The sequence below is a fragment of the Flavobacterium sp. KACC 22763 genome, assembly GCF_028736155.1.
Lineage (GTDB): Bacteria > Bacteroidota > Bacteroidia > Flavobacteriales > Flavobacteriaceae > Flavobacterium.
Genome location: NZ_CP117879.1, coordinates 4,332,145 through 4,348,454, shown reverse-complemented (window position 1 = coordinate 4,348,454; position 16,310 = coordinate 4,332,145). Strand labels below are relative to the sequence as shown.

At 32.5% G+C, this 16,310-nt stretch carries 16 protein-coding genes; 4 read left to right on the top strand and 12 right to left on the bottom strand.

Annotated elements, in window-relative coordinates; all coding sequences use genetic code 11:
• Window positions 1-6 precede the first annotated feature (6 nt).
• The 3 genes from PQ463_RS18250 (at window position 7) to dusB (ending at window position 4,102) form a co-directional block, all read left to right on the top strand.
• The gene (locus tag PQ463_RS18250) at window positions 7-1,671 is read left to right on the top strand and encodes a C45 family autoproteolytic acyltransferase/hydrolase (protein WP_274254899.1); all 1,665 of its coding nucleotides are present in this window, start codon (window positions 7-9) and stop codon (window positions 1,669-1,671) included.
• Window positions 1,668-2,963 carry a flexirubin biosynthesis putative acyl-CoA ligase FlxY gene (flxY, locus tag PQ463_RS18245; RefSeq protein ID WP_274254897.1) on the top strand — a complete coding sequence of 432 codons (1,296 nt, stop codon included), beginning with the start codon at window positions 1,668-1,670 and terminating at the stop codon, window positions 2,961-2,963. The genes PQ463_RS18250 and flxY overlap by 4 nt, the downstream gene beginning before the upstream one ends.
• Before the next feature lie 146 nt (window positions 2,964-3,109).
• On the top strand, window positions 3,110-4,102 hold the full coding sequence (gene dusB, locus PQ463_RS18240) for a tRNA dihydrouridine synthase DusB (protein WP_274254896.1): 993 nt from the start codon (window positions 3,110-3,112) through the stop codon (window positions 4,100-4,102).
• A 103-nt stretch (window positions 4,103-4,205) separates the two neighbouring features.
• Here dusB and PQ463_RS18235 read toward each other — a convergent pair whose 3' ends face one another.
• The 5 genes from PQ463_RS18235 to rbfA form a co-directional block, all read right to left on the bottom strand.
• Window positions 4,206-4,424, bottom strand: coding sequence for a hypothetical protein (locus tag PQ463_RS18235; protein WP_274254895.1), 219 nt, complete (start codon window positions 4,422-4,424; stop codon window positions 4,206-4,208).
• A gap of 16 nt (window positions 4,425-4,440) precedes the next feature.
• Complete coding sequence (locus PQ463_RS18230) at window positions 4,441-4,983, bottom strand: DUF6934 family protein (protein ID WP_274254894.1); 543 nt, start codon at window positions 4,981-4,983, stop codon at window positions 4,441-4,443.
• 88 nt (window positions 4,984-5,071) lie between these two features.
• Complete coding sequence (locus PQ463_RS18225; protein ID WP_274254893.1) at window positions 5,072-6,499, bottom strand: MATE family efflux transporter; 1,428 nt, start codon at window positions 6,497-6,499, stop codon at window positions 5,072-5,074.
• A gap of 172 nt (window positions 6,500-6,671) precedes the next feature.
• The gene (locus tag PQ463_RS18220) at window positions 6,672-7,871 is read right to left on the bottom strand and encodes an ABC transporter permease (protein ID WP_274254892.1); all 1,200 of its coding nucleotides are present in this window, start codon (window positions 7,869-7,871) and stop codon (window positions 6,672-6,674) included.
• Between the two features lies 1 nt (window position 7,872).
• Window positions 7,873-8,265 carry a 30S ribosome-binding factor RbfA gene (gene rbfA / locus PQ463_RS18215; protein ID WP_111378779.1) on the bottom strand — a complete coding sequence of 131 codons (393 nt, stop codon included), beginning with the start codon at window positions 8,263-8,265 and terminating at the stop codon, window positions 7,873-7,875.
• Window positions 8,266-8,389: 124 nt separating this feature from the next.
• Between rbfA and PQ463_RS18210 the strand changes: the two genes are divergently transcribed.
• Window positions 8,390-8,809, top strand: coding sequence for a CBS domain-containing protein (locus PQ463_RS18210; protein WP_274254891.1), 420 nt, complete (start codon window positions 8,390-8,392; stop codon window positions 8,807-8,809).
• A 42-nt stretch (window positions 8,810-8,851) separates the two neighbouring features.
• On the opposite strand, the gene PQ463_RS18205 is transcribed toward PQ463_RS18210, so the two are convergent.
• The 7 genes from PQ463_RS18205 to PQ463_RS18175 form a co-directional block, all read right to left on the bottom strand.
• Window positions 8,852-10,120 carry a murein hydrolase activator EnvC family protein gene (locus PQ463_RS18205; RefSeq protein ID WP_111422966.1) on the bottom strand — a complete coding sequence of 423 codons (1,269 nt, stop codon included), beginning with the start codon at window positions 10,118-10,120 and terminating at the stop codon, window positions 8,852-8,854.
• A gap of 24 nt (window positions 10,121-10,144) precedes the next feature.
• Complete coding sequence (gene lolB1, locus PQ463_RS18200; RefSeq protein WP_274254890.1) at window positions 10,145-10,924, bottom strand: lipoprotein insertase outer membrane protein LolB1; 780 nt, start codon at window positions 10,922-10,924, stop codon at window positions 10,145-10,147.
• Window positions 10,925-10,931: 7 nt separating this feature from the next.
• Window positions 10,932-12,284, bottom strand: coding sequence for a tetratricopeptide repeat protein (locus PQ463_RS18195; RefSeq protein ID WP_274254889.1), 1,353 nt, complete (start codon window positions 12,282-12,284; stop codon window positions 10,932-10,934).
• 48 nt (window positions 12,285-12,332) lie between these two features.
• Window positions 12,333-13,349: a sugar phosphate nucleotidyltransferase gene (locus PQ463_RS18190; RefSeq protein WP_111422961.1), complete on the bottom strand. Its 1,017-nt coding sequence runs from the start codon at window positions 13,347-13,349 to the stop codon at window positions 12,333-12,335.
• Between the two features lie 66 nt (window positions 13,350-13,415).
• Window positions 13,416-13,850 carry a dUTP diphosphatase gene (gene dut / locus PQ463_RS18185; RefSeq protein ID WP_274254888.1) on the bottom strand — a complete coding sequence of 145 codons (435 nt, stop codon included), beginning with the start codon at window positions 13,848-13,850 and terminating at the stop codon, window positions 13,416-13,418.
• 27 nt (window positions 13,851-13,877) lie between these two features.
• Window positions 13,878-15,338, bottom strand: coding sequence for a lipopolysaccharide biosynthesis protein (locus PQ463_RS18180; RefSeq protein ID WP_111422957.1), 1,461 nt, complete (start codon window positions 15,336-15,338; stop codon window positions 13,878-13,880).
• A 95-nt stretch (window positions 15,339-15,433) separates the two neighbouring features.
• A complete protein-coding gene (locus tag PQ463_RS18175) occupies window positions 15,434-15,880 on the bottom strand; it encodes a GNAT family N-acetyltransferase (RefSeq protein ID WP_274254887.1) in 447 nt (148 codons plus the stop codon).
• Between the last annotated feature and the right edge of the window lie 430 nt (window positions 15,881-16,310).

The following is a 16,310-nucleotide window of genomic DNA, read 5'->3' as shown; positions in this document are numbered from 1 at the left end:
ATCATTATGAAAAACCGAATCTTATATATCTTCTTCCTCGGTTTTTTTAGTTTGCTGATTTCCTGCGGTACTTCAAAATCAAAAAAACACAGACCTGATCTTACTGGTTTAAATGACACAAAACCTGTTGTCACCAAATTATCTGACAGTATTTTTATTACTGGAAAAAATTCGCTTTTAAAAAACAAACAAGGTCTCTGGGAATTATATGTCGAAGGCGATCCACTCGAAATCGGACTTTCAACTGGAGCTTTGACCGATTCACTTTTGCACAAACAGCAAAGTATCTTTTTTTCGAAAATAACAGATTTCATTCCGTCAAAATTCCAGCAGAAAATGCTTCGTCAGTTTTTAAAATGGTACAATCGTAAATTGTATCTGAATGTTCCTGACGAATACCAAACTGAAATTTACGGCGTTTCTCAATATTCTTCAAATGACTTTGATAATATTGCGCCGCAATATCAGCGCAGTTTATATCTACATGCCGCACACGATATCGGGCATGCTCTACAGGATCTGGCTTTAGTTGGCTGTTCTTCTTTTGCAGCTTGGAACGAAAAATCGGAAGATGGAAATTTAATTCTGGCCCGAAATTTTGATTTTTATGTTAATGACGCTTTCGCGGAAAATAAAATCGCAGCCTTTATCAAACCAAAAGAAGGATATCCGTTTATGATGGTCACTTGGCCAGGAATGATCGGAGCGGTTTCTGGAATGAATTATGAAGGATTGACTGTAACGATAAATGCTTCGAAATCTAAAATTCCGCTTAGCGCGAAAACTCCGATTTCGATCTTAACTCGCGAAATTTTACAGCACGCGAAAAATTTAGATGAAGCGATTTCGATTGCAAAAAAAAGAAAAGTATTTGTTTCTGAATCGATTATGGTTGGAAGTGCAAATGATAACAAAGCTATTCTGATTGAAGTTTCGCCAAATAAAATGGATGTTTATGATGTCCCTAACAGTGATCAATTAATTTGTTCGAATCATTTTCAGGGTGAAGCTTTTAAAGATGACAAAAGAAATCAGGAACAAATTGCTAACAGCCATTCTGAATACCGTTACGAAAGAATGCAAGAATTGCTGTCTGAAACTCCGAAAGTAAATCCTGAGATTGCATCAGAAATTCTTAGAAATAAAGACGGTTTAAAAAACATTTCTTTAGGATATGGAAATGAAAAAGCACTCAATCAATTACTGGCGCATCACGGAATTATCTTTAAACCAAAAGAAAAATTGGTCTGGGTTTCGGCAAATCCATTTCAATTGGGTGAATTTATCTGCTATGATTTAAATGCCATTTTTGGTGAAAACCGAAATGCAGCAAAATCTTTTCAAAACGAAAATCTGAATATTGCAAAAGATCCTTTCTTAGAAACAACTGCCTTTCAGAATTTTAAAAAATTTAAAATTGAAGATCATAAAATAGATTCTATTGTAAAGAAGAAAGAAACTGTTTCGCCAGAATTTATTGAGCATTATCAAGCATTAAACCCTAATTATTGGGTTGTGTATTATAAGACAGGATTGTACTTTTACCAAAAAAAGGAATTTCTTCAGGCAAAGCTTAATTTTGAAAAAGCTTTAACTCACGAAATCACGACAGTTCCTCAAAAAGAAGAGATTGAAAAATATTTAAAAAAAGTCAAAAGAAAATTACAATGATTCCAGCAATAGAAAAAGATTCTTTAGAAGAAATTAAAATTTTTCAAGAAAAGAAATTAGCCGAACTTTTAGCTTATATCAGCGAGAATTCTCCTTTTTACAAAAGACTTTTTGCAGGACAGAATATTGATATTTCGAAAGTAAAAACGCTGGAAGATTTACAGCATTTGCCCGTTACTACTAAAGAAGATTTACAGCAATACAACGATGATTTTTTGTGTGTTCCGCAACATAAAATTATTGATTATGCTTCGACATCTGGAACTTTAGGAGATCCTGTAACTTTTGGTTTAACCGATTCTGACTTAGATCGTTTGGCTTATAATGAAGCGATTTCATTTGCTTGCGCCGGAATTGCAGAAGGCGATGTGGTACAGTTAATGACCACAATCGATAGAAAATTTATGGCTGGTTTGGCTTATTTTCTTGGTCTTCGAAAATTGAAAGTTGGTGTAATCAGAGTTGGAGCAGGAATTCCTGAAATGCAGTGGGATTCTATTTTAAAATACAATCCGTCTTATTTGATTACGGTTCCTTCTTTCCTTTTAAAATTAATTGAATACGCCGAAATACATGGTATTGATTATAATAATTCGAGCATAAAAGGTGCCATTTGCATTGGAGAATCTTTGCGAGAACAGGATTTCTCTATGAATATTCTATCCAAAAAAATTACAGATAAATGGAATATTAAGTTGTTTTCGACTTATGCATCTACCGAAATGAGCACTGCATTTACAGAATGTGAACACGGAAAAGGTGGACATCATCATCCAGAATTAATCATTGTTGAAGTTTTAGACGAAAATAATCAGCCTGTAAAAAATGGCGAAACAGGCGAATTGACTTTTACCACTTTAGGAATTGAAGCGATGCCTTTACTCCGTTTCAAAACTGGAGATATGGTTCAGTTTCATGACGAGCCTTGTGCTTGTGGCAGAAACACTTTACGTGTTGGTCCAGTTGTTGGCCGTAAAAAACAAATGATTAAATACAAAGGCACAACGCTTTATCCGCCAGCAATGAACGATGTTTTGAGCAGTTTTGACAATATCGAAAATCATTTGATCGAAATTTCTACAAACGATTTAGGCACAGATGAAATCTTGATTAAAATTGCCGTTAAAAATCAAACTTCAGAATTTTTACAAGAAATAAAAGATCACTTTAGAGCCAAACTAAGAGTGACTCCAAAAATAGAATTTGCTTCAAAAGAAGTTTTGAATCCGTTGGTTTTTAATCCAATGAGTAGAAAACCTATTCGATTTTTTGATTATAGAACTTCGTTCTAAGTTGCTAAGATACTGAGAATCTAAGACTCTAAGTTTTTCTTTTTAAAAAATTAAACAAGAATAAAAAACTCAGAACCTTAGCATCTTAGAAGCTTAGAATCTTTTTAATTGAACTAAATGTTGTAATTTTGCAAAAAATTACGAAGATGGTCAAGATTGGCAACATAGAATTACCCGAATTTCCTTTATTACTAGCACCGATGGAAGATGTTAGTGATCCGCCGTTTCGCAGATTATGCAAAACGCACGGAGCTGACTTAATGTATTCTGAATTTATTTCATCGGAAGGATTAATTCGTGACGCTATAAAAAGCCGCATGAAGCTGGATATTTTTGATTACGAACGTCCTGTTGGAATTCAGATTTTTGGTGGTGATGAAGAAGCAATGGAAATGTCTTCTAAAATTGTTTCTACTGTAAAACCTGACTTAGTGGATATCAACTTTGGATGCCCAGTAAAAAAAGTCGTTTGTCGTGGTGCAGGTGCAGGAGTTTTAAAAGATGTTGATTTGATGGTTCGTTTAACGAAAGCGGTTATCAAAGGAACTGATTTGCCTGTTACAGTAAAAACCCGTTTAGGCTGGGATGATAGCTCAATCAATATTGATGAAGTTGCAGAAAGACTTCAGGATATTGGTGTTCAAGCTTTAACAATTCACGCTAGAACCCGTGCGCAAATGTACAAAGGTCATTCTGACTGGTCGCATATTGCTCGTGTAAAAAACAATCCAAGAATTACAATGCCTATTTTCGGAAACGGTGATATCGACAGTCCAGAAAAAGCATTAAAATATAAAAACGAATACGGAATTGACGGGATCATGATTGGTCGTGCTGCAATTGGCTATCCTTGGATTTTTAATGAAATCAAACACTATTTTAAAACTGGCGAGCACTTACCTGCTCCAACTGTTATTGATCGTGTTGAAGCTGCTAGAAATCATTTACAATGGTCAATGGATTGGAAAGGCGAGCGTTTAGGAATTGTTGAAATGCGTCGTCATTATACCAATTATTTCAAAGGAATTCATTCGTTTAAAGAATTCAAACAAAAACTAGTTACCACAGATGCTCCTGAAGATTTATTCGCTATTATGAAAGAAATTGAAGAGGTTTATGCGGGATATGAATTTGTTTAAAATATAATCTTTGTCAAGGTTTTGAAACTTCACAAAGGAATTGAAAAAGCCCTTCAAAAATTTGAAGGGCTCTTTTTTTTATATATTGTAGTCTAAAATTATTTTAAACATTTGTTGCAGCATTTTTTTTAGCCAAATCTATAGCTGATTTTAACTCTGAAAAAAATAATTCTGCTTCTTTTTTATTTCGAATTGATTTCGTCAAATTATCAATATTAGTTGATTCTTTAGAATCTCTGCTTTCTTTAATATTCTTCTCAGAAGCAGAAGCTAAAGCAATTTCCTGAATTTTATTAATCTTATTTTGAATAGAATCTTTCATAGAACAAATTTAAACATTATTGATTTAAATTAAACATATAATATCTATAAAGATCATTCGTTTTTCTTTGAAAATCAAAAGGTTCTGGTTTTGGCTTAAAAAATGCCAATCCATTATTATCTAATTCAATTGTTCCATTACGAAGTAATCTAACATACCAATCTACTCCGATAATCACTAAAAAGTCTTTCAAATTTTTATAATTATATCTAAACATTCTATGATATAGATTTGCTCGTAAATCATCTGAGCCATCAATACCAATTGAAATATGAGGATTGTTTTTTAAAAAAGTTATCGAAAACAAAATGATTGTCGAAAACACTTTATTACTATCCTTATGTTTAAGATTTACCGAATCATTTATTTTTCCATTTCTATCAAATGGACCAAAAGCCAAATTATAAACATTCGGCAGTAAGGATTCTGCAATATTTGTAAACTTAACTTTAAGTTGAGTTATTGTGCTATCCTTTAATACAGATTCAAAAATATATTGGTCAAAATTGGGACTTACATAAATAGCTTCAAAGGTGTCTTCTAAGTTAATTTTAATCATAAAAAATATCAAATTTGATCAAATACAAAAGAACAAATTTAGCATAATTTTCTTACAAATAAAATTTATTGTTATTGTTCATATTATTTTAAACTTGAACTCTCTTCCACTTACCTCTTTTATAAAAAAAGATCCCCGTTAAAGTTATCGCAGTTTCAGCAACAGGAATCGCAATAAAAACACCGGTTGGTCCCATATTAAAATGTTTTGCAAGAACAAAAGCTAATGGAATCTGAAACAGCCAAAATCCGAAAAAGTTAATTCCGGTTGGTGTCCAAGTATCTCCCGCCCCATTAAAAGTATTGATTAAAACCATTCCGCTTCCGTAGAAAATAAATCCGATACTCATAATCTGCAATGCTTCAATTGCAATGGTTTTTACCTGTAGATCATTCGTGAAAAACGAAATAATGTATTGTCCAAAAACTAACGTAATAACCATAATCGAAGCCATGAAAATCACATTATATCGGGCTGTTGTATAAACCGATTTTTCGGCACGTTCAATTTGTTTGGCTCCTAAGTTTTGTCCCACCAAAGTTGCAGCGGCATTACTCAATCCCCAAGCGGGAAGTATGAAAAACATCATTATTCTTAAAGCCGTTTGGTAACCTGCAGAACCGTGATCGCCTCCTGTTGTCGCCACTAATTGTGCCAAGAAAATCCAACTGCAGGAAGCAATTACAAATTGCAGAATTCCAGGTGCGGCAATTTTTACTAAAGCTTGTATCTGTTTAAAATCGGGAGCAAAATATGGAATCTTAATTTTTAAAACTCCATTTCCAAAAAACAAATGATATACTTGATACAAAACTCCAATACTTCTTCCTATAGTTGTTGCCAACGCCGCGCCGACTAATCCAAAAGCGGGAACTGGTCCAAAACCATTAATTAAAATCGGACATAAAATGATATTGCAAATATTGGCAATCCAAAGGCTTTTCATAGCAATAGCTGCATTTCCTGCTCCACGGAAAATTCCATTTATTAAAAACAAAAGCATAATGCACAAACTAGAACCAATCATAATCTGAGTAAATTGGAAACCATGTTCGGCAGATTCTACAGAAGAACCCATTAAGATCAAAATATCTTTTGCGTATACAATTCCAAGAATACTCATCACACTATTAATAGCAAATGCTACAATAATAGCTTGCATTCCAGCTTTTGCTGCTGCGATAGGATCTTTTTCTCCAATACGTCTCGCCACAACTGCGGTTGCAGCCATACTCATTCCAATAGCAAGAGAATAGATTACTGTTAACACAGATTCGGTTAAACCAACGGTTTGAATAGCAAAACTGCTGTGTTCTAAATGCCCGACGAAATATAAATCGACTAGAGCAAAAACCGATTCCATCATCATTTCTAAAACCATCGGAATGGCCAATAGAATTACAGCTTTTTTAATACTTCCAGAAGTATAATCAAAAGATTCGTCGCCTTTTAAGGCTTGTTTAATTGTGGTAAAAATTTTAGAAAAGAAACTTTTCTTTATAGTTGTTTCTGTCATGATATTTTAGGATAAAAATGATAAAATTCGTCCAGATGTATCTTAATCTGAACTAAAAAAGTAAACGTAAGTATCCTAATTATTCTAAAAAAATAAAATAGGATTAGGCAGAAACAATCATATGCTGTAGATTTTCAAGGGAGTAAATATAAGTAATATTTCTAAAGAAAAATTAATCTAGTAATTTTTTACTTACTCGACTGCTTGCAATTAATGAAGCAACAAACCCTAAAGAAATAATGGTCGTCATTACGATTAGAACATTTTCAATTGTAAAAACAACTGGATAAGCCAAGGTTGGCGTAATCATAATAAGTTCAAATTTCTGCTGTAATATCACGAGGATAATGCCCAAAACGAGTCCAATTAAACCGCCAAAAACGCTTAATAAAGTTCCTTGAAGCAGAAATATTTTTCGAAGATCGCCAATATCAGATCCTAAATTGAAAAGAGTTTTAAGGTTTCCTTTCTTTTCTAAAATCATCATAATCAATGCGCCAATCAAATTAAAAAGTGCCACAATGATAACTAATGTAAAGATTAAATACACAGCAATATTCTCTGTATTAAGCATTTTATACAAAGACTCATTCAGCTGTGCCCTGTTTTTTAAAGTAATTTTATCTTTAAAAATAGAATTAAGCTGTTTCTTTACAGCATCTTCATCTGCGTTTTCTTTTAATTTAAATTCTAGTCCAGAGATTTGATTATGCTTATACATTAACAATTCTTGCACTAAATCTAAATCTGCAAATACATATTTTGAATCTAAATCTTCGCTAATTGAATAAATTCCAACAGGCAATACATCCGTTTTATTGAAAGCTTCTTCTGGATTTTCAATTCCACCTTTTCCTGGTTTCGGAGCAAAAATCTGAAGCGGGTTTTCAAAATCTAAAATTCCCATGGAGAAATTTTGAGCTAAGCCATAGCCAATTACAACCTGGTAACTTTCTGGTTTCAGCCACTGACCATTAAAAAGTTTCTTCTTGATATCGTTGACAACGGGATATAAGCTGTCAACTCCTTTCAAATAGGTAACTTGCTGTTTGTCTTTGAATAAAAACAGCACACGCTCTTCTATAATTTTGGTATAAGAAACAACACCATTGATTTTCTTGATCTGATTTTCCTGATCTGGAGTAAATAAAAAAGACTTTCCATAGGTGCTTGTCAATTTTAAATCGGGATCAATTTCATTTGTAAATGAAAGACTAAAAACTTTAAGTCCGCTGAAAACAGACAAAACCACAAACAAAGCCATTGTACCAACAATGATTCCCATGCTGGCAATACGATTGATAATATTAATAGCATTGTTTTTACTGCTGCTAAAAATATAACGTTTGGCTATGTATAAGGGGAAATTCAAATTATGACTTTCTTCTTTTTTCTAAAAGATCACGGTTTTCTATTGGGTTTTCTTTTCCTGCAAGTGCATTGTCAATTTTCTCTATATAATCTAGAGAATCATCTATAAAGAATACCAAATTCGGAACACGGCGTAATTGCAAACGCACACGCTGCGCCAAATCATGTTTGATTAAAGTTGTGTTCGTTTTTATTGCTTCTAAAGTTTCTTTGGCTTTTTCTTGCGGAAAAATGCTTAAATACACTGTTGCTACAGATAAGTCTGTAGTTACACTTACTTTGGATACTGAAATTACCAAGTTTGTAATTCCGTTTTTTCTCACTTCACCTTGCAAAATGTCAACCAGATCTTTCTGAAGAACACCGCCTATTTTTTTCTGTCTATTTGTTTCCATACTGCAAAAATACTAAAATTTAGTCGTATTACATGTTCTTTTAATTGTTTTAAAAGCTGATAAAGGTCATAGCGTTTGAGGGAATTATTCTACATATTTGATATAAATATAAAACTAATCTATCATGAAAAAAAGAGAACCAATTAGTCACATTATGACAAAAACCGTAGTGACTGCAAACGAAAAAGATGATCTAAAAACAGTAGTCGAAAAATTAAAAGCAAATACAATTCGCCATATTCCAATTGTAAAAGGTAAAGAAGTAATCGGAATAATTAGCCGAACAGATATTAACCGATTAACTTTTGGAGCTTTATTTGAAGGTCAGGACAATGCTGATGAAGCTATATTAGAAATGCTAACTGTTCCTCAGGTAATGACTTCGAAGCCAAAAACCGTTTCGGCTGATACTATAATAAGAGATTTGGCTGAAATTTTTGTGAAAGAAGATTTCCATGCGCTTCCTGTTGTTGATAATGGTGAGCTTAAAGGAATTGTAACAACTACCGATGTTATAAAATATTTATTAGAACAATACGATTAATTATACTTCAATAAAAAAGGGAGCTAAATGCTCCCTTAAATTTTATCTATCTTGCAACCATCCTTCCGGATTATTGTTAGATGTATTTTGAAGAATCAAAAACTTTATTACTGTCTTTCCAGTATCTCCACTCGTTCTTACTTTTCCAATGCTTTGTTTCAATTTTACTTTATCTCCCTGTTCCACAAAAACCTGACTCAGATTCTGATATACTGTAAAATAATCTCCATGCTGAATAAAAACTGCTCTATTTACAGGGGACAATGCAATTACTTTTGATACAACACCATCAAATACAGCTCGCGCAGTGGCTCCTTGTTCTGTTGTTATTTCTACTCCAGAATTATGAACAGTTAAAGATGGATGTAGCGGGTGTGGTTGGTCTCCGTAACCAAGAGAAATAAATCCCTTTTCTACTGGCCATGGCAATTTTCCACGGTTTGCCTTAAAGTCTGCGGCCAAAATCTTGCCTTCAGGTGTTAATGCAATTTTGTCTGAAGAATATGTTTTAGGCGGATCATTACTTTCTGTAGTTTTACCTTCTGCTATTCTCTTTCTTCTCTCTTCTTCTGCTTTCTGATTTGCTAATCTAATTTGTTCTCGAATCAATTCTTTGATTTTTGCATCAATTCTTCTCGATTCCTGCTGTTTAGATTTTGTATCTGCAATAATTTTATTCTTATCTTTTTTAAGCGAATTAACAAGTTTCTGCTGTTCCTTTTTTTCTGCTTCGAGAGAAACTTTCTCTTTTTGATTTTCGGCAATTATTTTTTTCTTTACTTGTCTTTGCCCATCCAATTTAGCATTAAAATCAACTAACTGAGCAGTTTTTGACTGGATTTCAAGACCTTGATTTTTTCTAAAAGCAGTATATTGCTTTAAATATTGTGCTCTTTTATAAGCTTGTAAAAAACTTTCAGAAGATAAAATGAACATGGCACGGCTCTGTTCAGAACGGCTTTTGTATGATTTTAAAATCATCTTGGCATAATCTTCTTTTAGAACTTTTAGTTCTTTTTTAAGTTTATTTACCTGAACCTGATTTATATACATGTCATTACTAATCAGCTTTTCTTGCTTTGCTGTCGTATTAATTAATTTCTCTTTCAGCTTGATTTTGTTTGCCTGAATTATATATTCATTTACAGCAGATTTCTCTTTTTTTCGAACAGACTGAAGCATCTTTTCGTTATCTCTGATTTCCTGCTGAATTTGAGCTTTACGCTGTTCCAGTTTTTCTTGCTGTGAATCCTGCGCCCATACAAATGTAGTGGCGCAAACTAAAACTAGACTTAGAAGAAATTTTGGCATGTTTCTGTTTTTATTTTTGCAAATTTACTTAATTGTAACTTTTTTATAACCGCTTGGAACACTATACGGAAAAGAAAGTTCTTCATTAAATGAAATATTGTTATAATTTAAATTAATACTTGTTTTGCCTTTTGGCTGCACTGCATTGATTTCTATACTTGTCGGTAATATTCCCTGATCAAAATTTTTAGTATCTGAATAAGCTATTTGCAACGTTCTGTTTTCAGATGGCTGCGAAATCTCTTCTTTCTGAATCAAATATTTTTCTCCATCTAAGAAAAAGGTCTTTTTTAAATTTGCGTCCTTTTCCTCATCAAGTCTAAATAGATTATCTACAATTGTCTGTGTATATTTTCCTTTTCTTAAATCGTCAAAAGCTTCTCCAACCAATAGATTTTGAACTTTAGAATAATCTAAATCTGTTCCAAGCCATTTGCTTAAACTTGTAAAATCGCCTTCATAATAAGTCCCGTTCATTTTTTCATAATAACTTACCGCTGAAGGTGTTATTAAAGCTTTTGCCATTGTAATTCCTAAGAAACGTACGCTTATTAAAATCTGTTTGTCCTTTTCAATTCTAATTTCGGCAGTAACATTTTGGCTTTGTTTTTCATCAGCATATCTTGCGCTCGCTTTTATGTATAAAGTAGAAAAATCTAACTTGTTGTCGTAATGTTTTTCGATTACTTTTTTGTCTTCTTTTGGTGCAATTGTCTGGCTTGTATTTCCTTGCACTGCTACCGCTTTCGATTTACATGAAATTACGGCAATAGACAATGCTAGTATTGATATATATTTTTTCATTTAAATTTTATTTTTTCTTTTTTAATACTTCATTTGCCTTCAAAAAGTATTCCTCTTTTTTCTTTGCATTCCCCAATCCATTGTATGCCTCTCCTAACTGAATATTAAAATTTGATTCTAATTTTACGTCATCCACTACATAATCAAGACCCATTTCTAAGACGGTTTTTGCATTTTTAAATTGTTTCAGCTGATTACTTCCTAAACCAGCATAATAGTAAAACTGAGCCTGACTCGGATAAACTTCAATCAGCATCATAGCTCTTTTAGTCATTGGCTCGTATTGTTTTGCTTGCGAATAGGCTTCCAGCAATAACATATTGGTTTCAAGATCTGTATCTGAATTGGCGCTTAAATCTTTTTCGTAATATTTAATCGCATTTTCAAACTGTCCTTTACTATGATAAAATTTTCCAATTTCTTTGGCAACATCAACATCTTTGTCATTATCAAAGTAAGAAATAGCTTTTTCTAAATCGGCAGAATACTGTGGATTTTTATTTACATAAATCAAAAATTCATTCAAAGTCCTGTGTTTGATTTTTGAATCGATTTTTGAACTTGCTAAAATCACATTCATCGATTTTATAGCTTTATCGGCCTGATTGGCATCTAGATAAGTTTTGAATAAACTCACCTGTCCCCACTCAGAATTTGGAATTTCTTTAGCCAACTGTTTTGCTACTTCAAGCGATTTCTCATTTTCATTGTTTTTTGAATACAATAAAATAAGATTCAAATAATTGGATTCTTCTTTCGGATCTTTTTTAATTTGCTGAACTAAATTGTCAATTTCAGCATTTTGATATTTTCCTTGAGATAAAATCTGAGCTTTATAAATTTCGCGATCCGAAGATTTTCCGAACTTATCGTTCATTTCATTAATCGCAATTAATGCTTTGTCATACTGATTGGTAATCATGTACAACGAAATCAAATCGTCTTTGTACTCTTCGTCAAAAACAATTATTTTTTGAATAATCTCAATTGCAAGAGGATAATTTTTTGTCTCGTAACTTACATCGTAAATTCCAAGCCAAAACCATTTGTTTTTTGGATCAAGCTGTGTGGCTTTTTCAAAAGCAGTCTGTGCATTTTGATATTCTTTAAGCGCAAAATAGTTTTTTCCTAATTCAAAATAAGCTACTGCATCATTGGGTTTAAGTTTAATACATTTCTCCAATGATACAATAGCTTTATCATAATTTTCAATTCCTTTTTGTTTTAATGATTCATAAAATGAGTCCTGATATTCGTCTGTTGCCATAGCGATATCTTCGGGTTCTGTCTGAGCAAAAACCGAAAATGATGTGCTGAATAAAGCAAAAATCAATATTGTAAAAACTCCTTTTTTAATCATTTCTAAAAATTACATTTTAAACAAAACGAAACTTTCTTATTTTTTATTTTATTCTAAAACAGCGTAATCTCCAATGCTGATGCTTGTAAATTTGCCATCGTAACTTACATGGTTTCCGATCATTGCATTATCTAAAGCAGCATTTTTAATTTGAGAATACGTCTGGATCAAACTGTTTTTGATTGTACTGTCTGTTACATGACAACCATTTCCAAGCGAAACATTTGGACCAATCGTAGTGTTTTTCAAAACCACATTTTGCCCAATATAACAAGGAGGAATAATGGTTGAATTTTCTAAAGTCACACCATAATCTACCAAATGTTCTCCGTCATTGTGAAGAAAACCAAGCATTCTTGTATTGGTTTCAACCGTAACATCTTTGTTACCACAGTCCATCCACTCGTCTACGCTTCCTGTTTTGAAAACTTTTCCGTTTGCCATCATCGCTTTGATACCATCATTAATCTGGTATTCTCCACCATTCTGAATATTATTATCTAAAACATTTTGAAGTTCATTTTTCAGAATTCCAACTTCTTTAAAATAATAAATTCCAATAACAGCTAAATCGCTTACAAACTCTTTTGGTTTTTCAACCAACTCTATAATTTCATTATTCTGGTTCAATTTTACCACACCAAAAGCTTCTGGCTGATCTACTTGTTTTACCCAAATTACAGCATCGGCTTCGGGATCTAGTTCAAAATCAGCTCTAATTAAAGTATCTGCGTAAGCAATTACCGCTGGTCCAGAAAGAGATTCTTTTGCACACATAATAGCATGTCCAGTTCCTAGTGGCTGATCTTGACGATAGATTGAAGCTTTTGCTCCTAATCCTTTTGCCAAATCTTCTAAACTTGCTACAACATCATCTCCAAAGAACGCTTCATCTCCTAAAATAAAAGCAACTTCTTCAATTGGTTCTTTTAATATTTTGGCAATATCTTCAACTAAACGGTGTACAATCGATTTTCCTGCAACTGGAATTAACGGTTTTGGAACCGTTAATGTATGTGGTCTCAATCTTGATCCGCGGCCTGCCATTGGCACAATTATTTTCATTCTTTAATTTGATTTTATAAGAAGATTTGTCAAAATCTTCATTGGGTTTGGTCTTTGTTTTTTCTACTATTTTACTCCAGTGCTTCCAAAGCCTCCTTCACCTCTTGATGTTTCAGTAAGTGTTTCAACTTCTATCCACTCTGCTCTTTCGTGTTTTGCAATAATCAGCTGTGCAATTCGCTCTCCATTTTCGATTACAAAATCGTCATTAGATAAATTTACTAAAATTACTCCGATTTCCCCTCTGTAATCTGCATCAACAGTTCCAGGCGAATTTAAAACAGTTACTCCTTTTTTTGCTGCCAGACCGCTTCTTGGTCTTACTTGTGCTTCATAACCAATTGGTAATTCAATAAAAAGTCCTGTTTTTACAATTGTTCTTTCTAAAGGTTTTAACGTAATAGGTTCTATAATATTGGCACGCAGATCCATTCCTGCAGAAGCAATCGTTTCGTAATTTGGTAAATCGTGCTGTGATTTATTGATAATTTGAATTTTCATTTTTGAATATAATTTTCTTAAAACGTCTTATTTTCTCTTCATTATTCCTTTTATAGTATCTTTTTCAAAATGGTAAACCATGTACATAAAGATTAAAAGAAGTGGAATTCCAACATAATATTTTTCTCTAAATCCGTAAAATGAGATAATCGAAAATACTATCGAAACGCCTAAATAAGCACCAATCTTGTTCATATCATAAGGAATCGGATAATATTTATTTCCTAATACATAAGAAATAAGCATCATACTTCCGTAAGCTGAAATGGTCGCAATAGCAGAACCATAATAGCTGTATTTTGGAATTAAAAGATAATTTAAAATCAAAGTAACAATGGCACCTACAATAGATATGTATGCTCCAATTTTTGTTTTATCGGTCAACTTATACCAAACCGATAAATTATTATAAATGCCTAGAAAGAAATTTGCCAAAATAATAAGCGGTACAACTTTCATGGCTTCCCAATACGATTTGTTATCTAATAATAAGTATTTTAAAACGTCTGCAAAAACAATTACACCCAATAAAATCAACGAGCCTAAAATCACGAAATATTTGGTAATAACGGCATAAGTCTGTGGCGCGTTTTCATTTTTGGCATGACTAAAAAAGAACGGCTCAATTCCTAATCTAAAAGCTGTTGCAAAAAGAACCATAAACAATCCTAATTTGTAACAAGCAGAATAAGCTCCAACTTCAGATTTTGCTAAGTTTTCTGGAAGCAAATATCCTAATAGAATTTTATCGAAGTGTTCGTTGACAGCAAAAGCCAATCCAGCCACCAAAATAGGAAGTCCGTATTTCATCATTTTTTTCCAAAGAACAGGATCAAATTTTCGTCCAAGAGAAAGATAATTCGGAGAAAGCACAATAAATGTCGCCAAACTTGCCAAAAGGTTTGCAATAAAAATATAAGCTATCTGGAAGTTTTGTACATATAAATTATCCCAAATAGAATTCGGATTTGCCTCTGCTAATTTTGGAAGATACATTAAGAAAAATATATTCAGTAATAAGTTTATCACAACATTTCCAATCTTAATAGCTGCATAAACCATCGGTCTCTGATTCGCCCTAAGTTTAGAAAATGGGATTAAGACTAATGCATCTAAAACTAAAATCCAAATTGTATAGGTAATATACTGAACATCTACTTCCGCCAAGTTTGCTAATGTGTTTCTAAAAATCAATCCTGCGAAAAGAAAAATTATAGAAGTCCAAAATATTGAAATGGTAGATGTTGCAATTACATTTTTCTTATCCTCTTCTGCACTGTAAAATCTAAAAAACGCAGTTTCCATTCCGTATGAAAGAACCACATTAAAGAAAACCATCCAAGACAATACAATTGAAACTTCACCATACTCTGCTGTAGGCAAAATTCCTGTATACAATCTCACTAATAAAAAACTCAGCATTCTTGGTAAAACTGTTGCCAGTCCGTAAATTGCCGTTTGCTTGAATAGATTTTTATATAATCCCAAAATATAATTCTAATAATGTTTGTAAGACAAAAATAACCATTTCTTTTGTTTAATGATGTTTTTGTTGGTGCAATAAAGAAAACTTCTGATTGTTTTTAGACAGTCAATTTCTTTTCGTCCAAAATTTTCACAAAATGAAATCCTCTTGGCGCATAACCCTGATTATAATAAAATCTATGAGCTCCAAAATTTCCTGTAAATGCATCCAAAACGATACTGCTGCAATTTAACTCGATAGCTTTTTTATCTACATAATCGGTAAGCATTTTCCCGATTCCTTTAGATCGGTATTCTGGATTAACAACAAAATTGTCAATCTCAAGATATTTTCCTGTCCAAAGTTTTGTAGCCGACCAACAACCTGTCAACCCAAGACAAATATCATCTTCAAAAACTGCAATCTGAATATAATTATGCGGAAGCATTTCAGAAAGAAATGATTTATATTTTTCAAGAGAAATATTTGGATATAAAAATCGTATTGTATTAATCTGAGCTGCCATTTCTTCAATGGTCGTAAGCTCTTGTATTTGTAAAGCCATTGTATAAAAGAATAGAGATTCAAAAATACTTAAAATATAAGATAAGCCGAGAGGAATTAAACTTTGAAAAAAAATTTTAACAAAAAAAGAAGAATTATTGTACAAAGTAATCTTAAAATACTTATCTTTAACTAATTATAACACATTTTTTTAACAGAACATGTGAAATATATAAAATTTAGTTAAAAATTATGTAACATTTTTTTTACAGTCTTTGATTAAATTTGTTTCAAAGGGAATGAGAAAGCTAGATACAACCCTTCAAAAAAAAGAAAGCACCGGGACTGATAAAGCTTGTTTGTTCCCATAAAAGACAAAGCATAAGGGATTGATTCAGCTGTATTGTAACCCTAATAAAAACAGAGCACTGGGACTGATAAAGCTTGTTTGTTCCCATAAAAGACAAAGCACAAGGGATTGATTCTGCTGT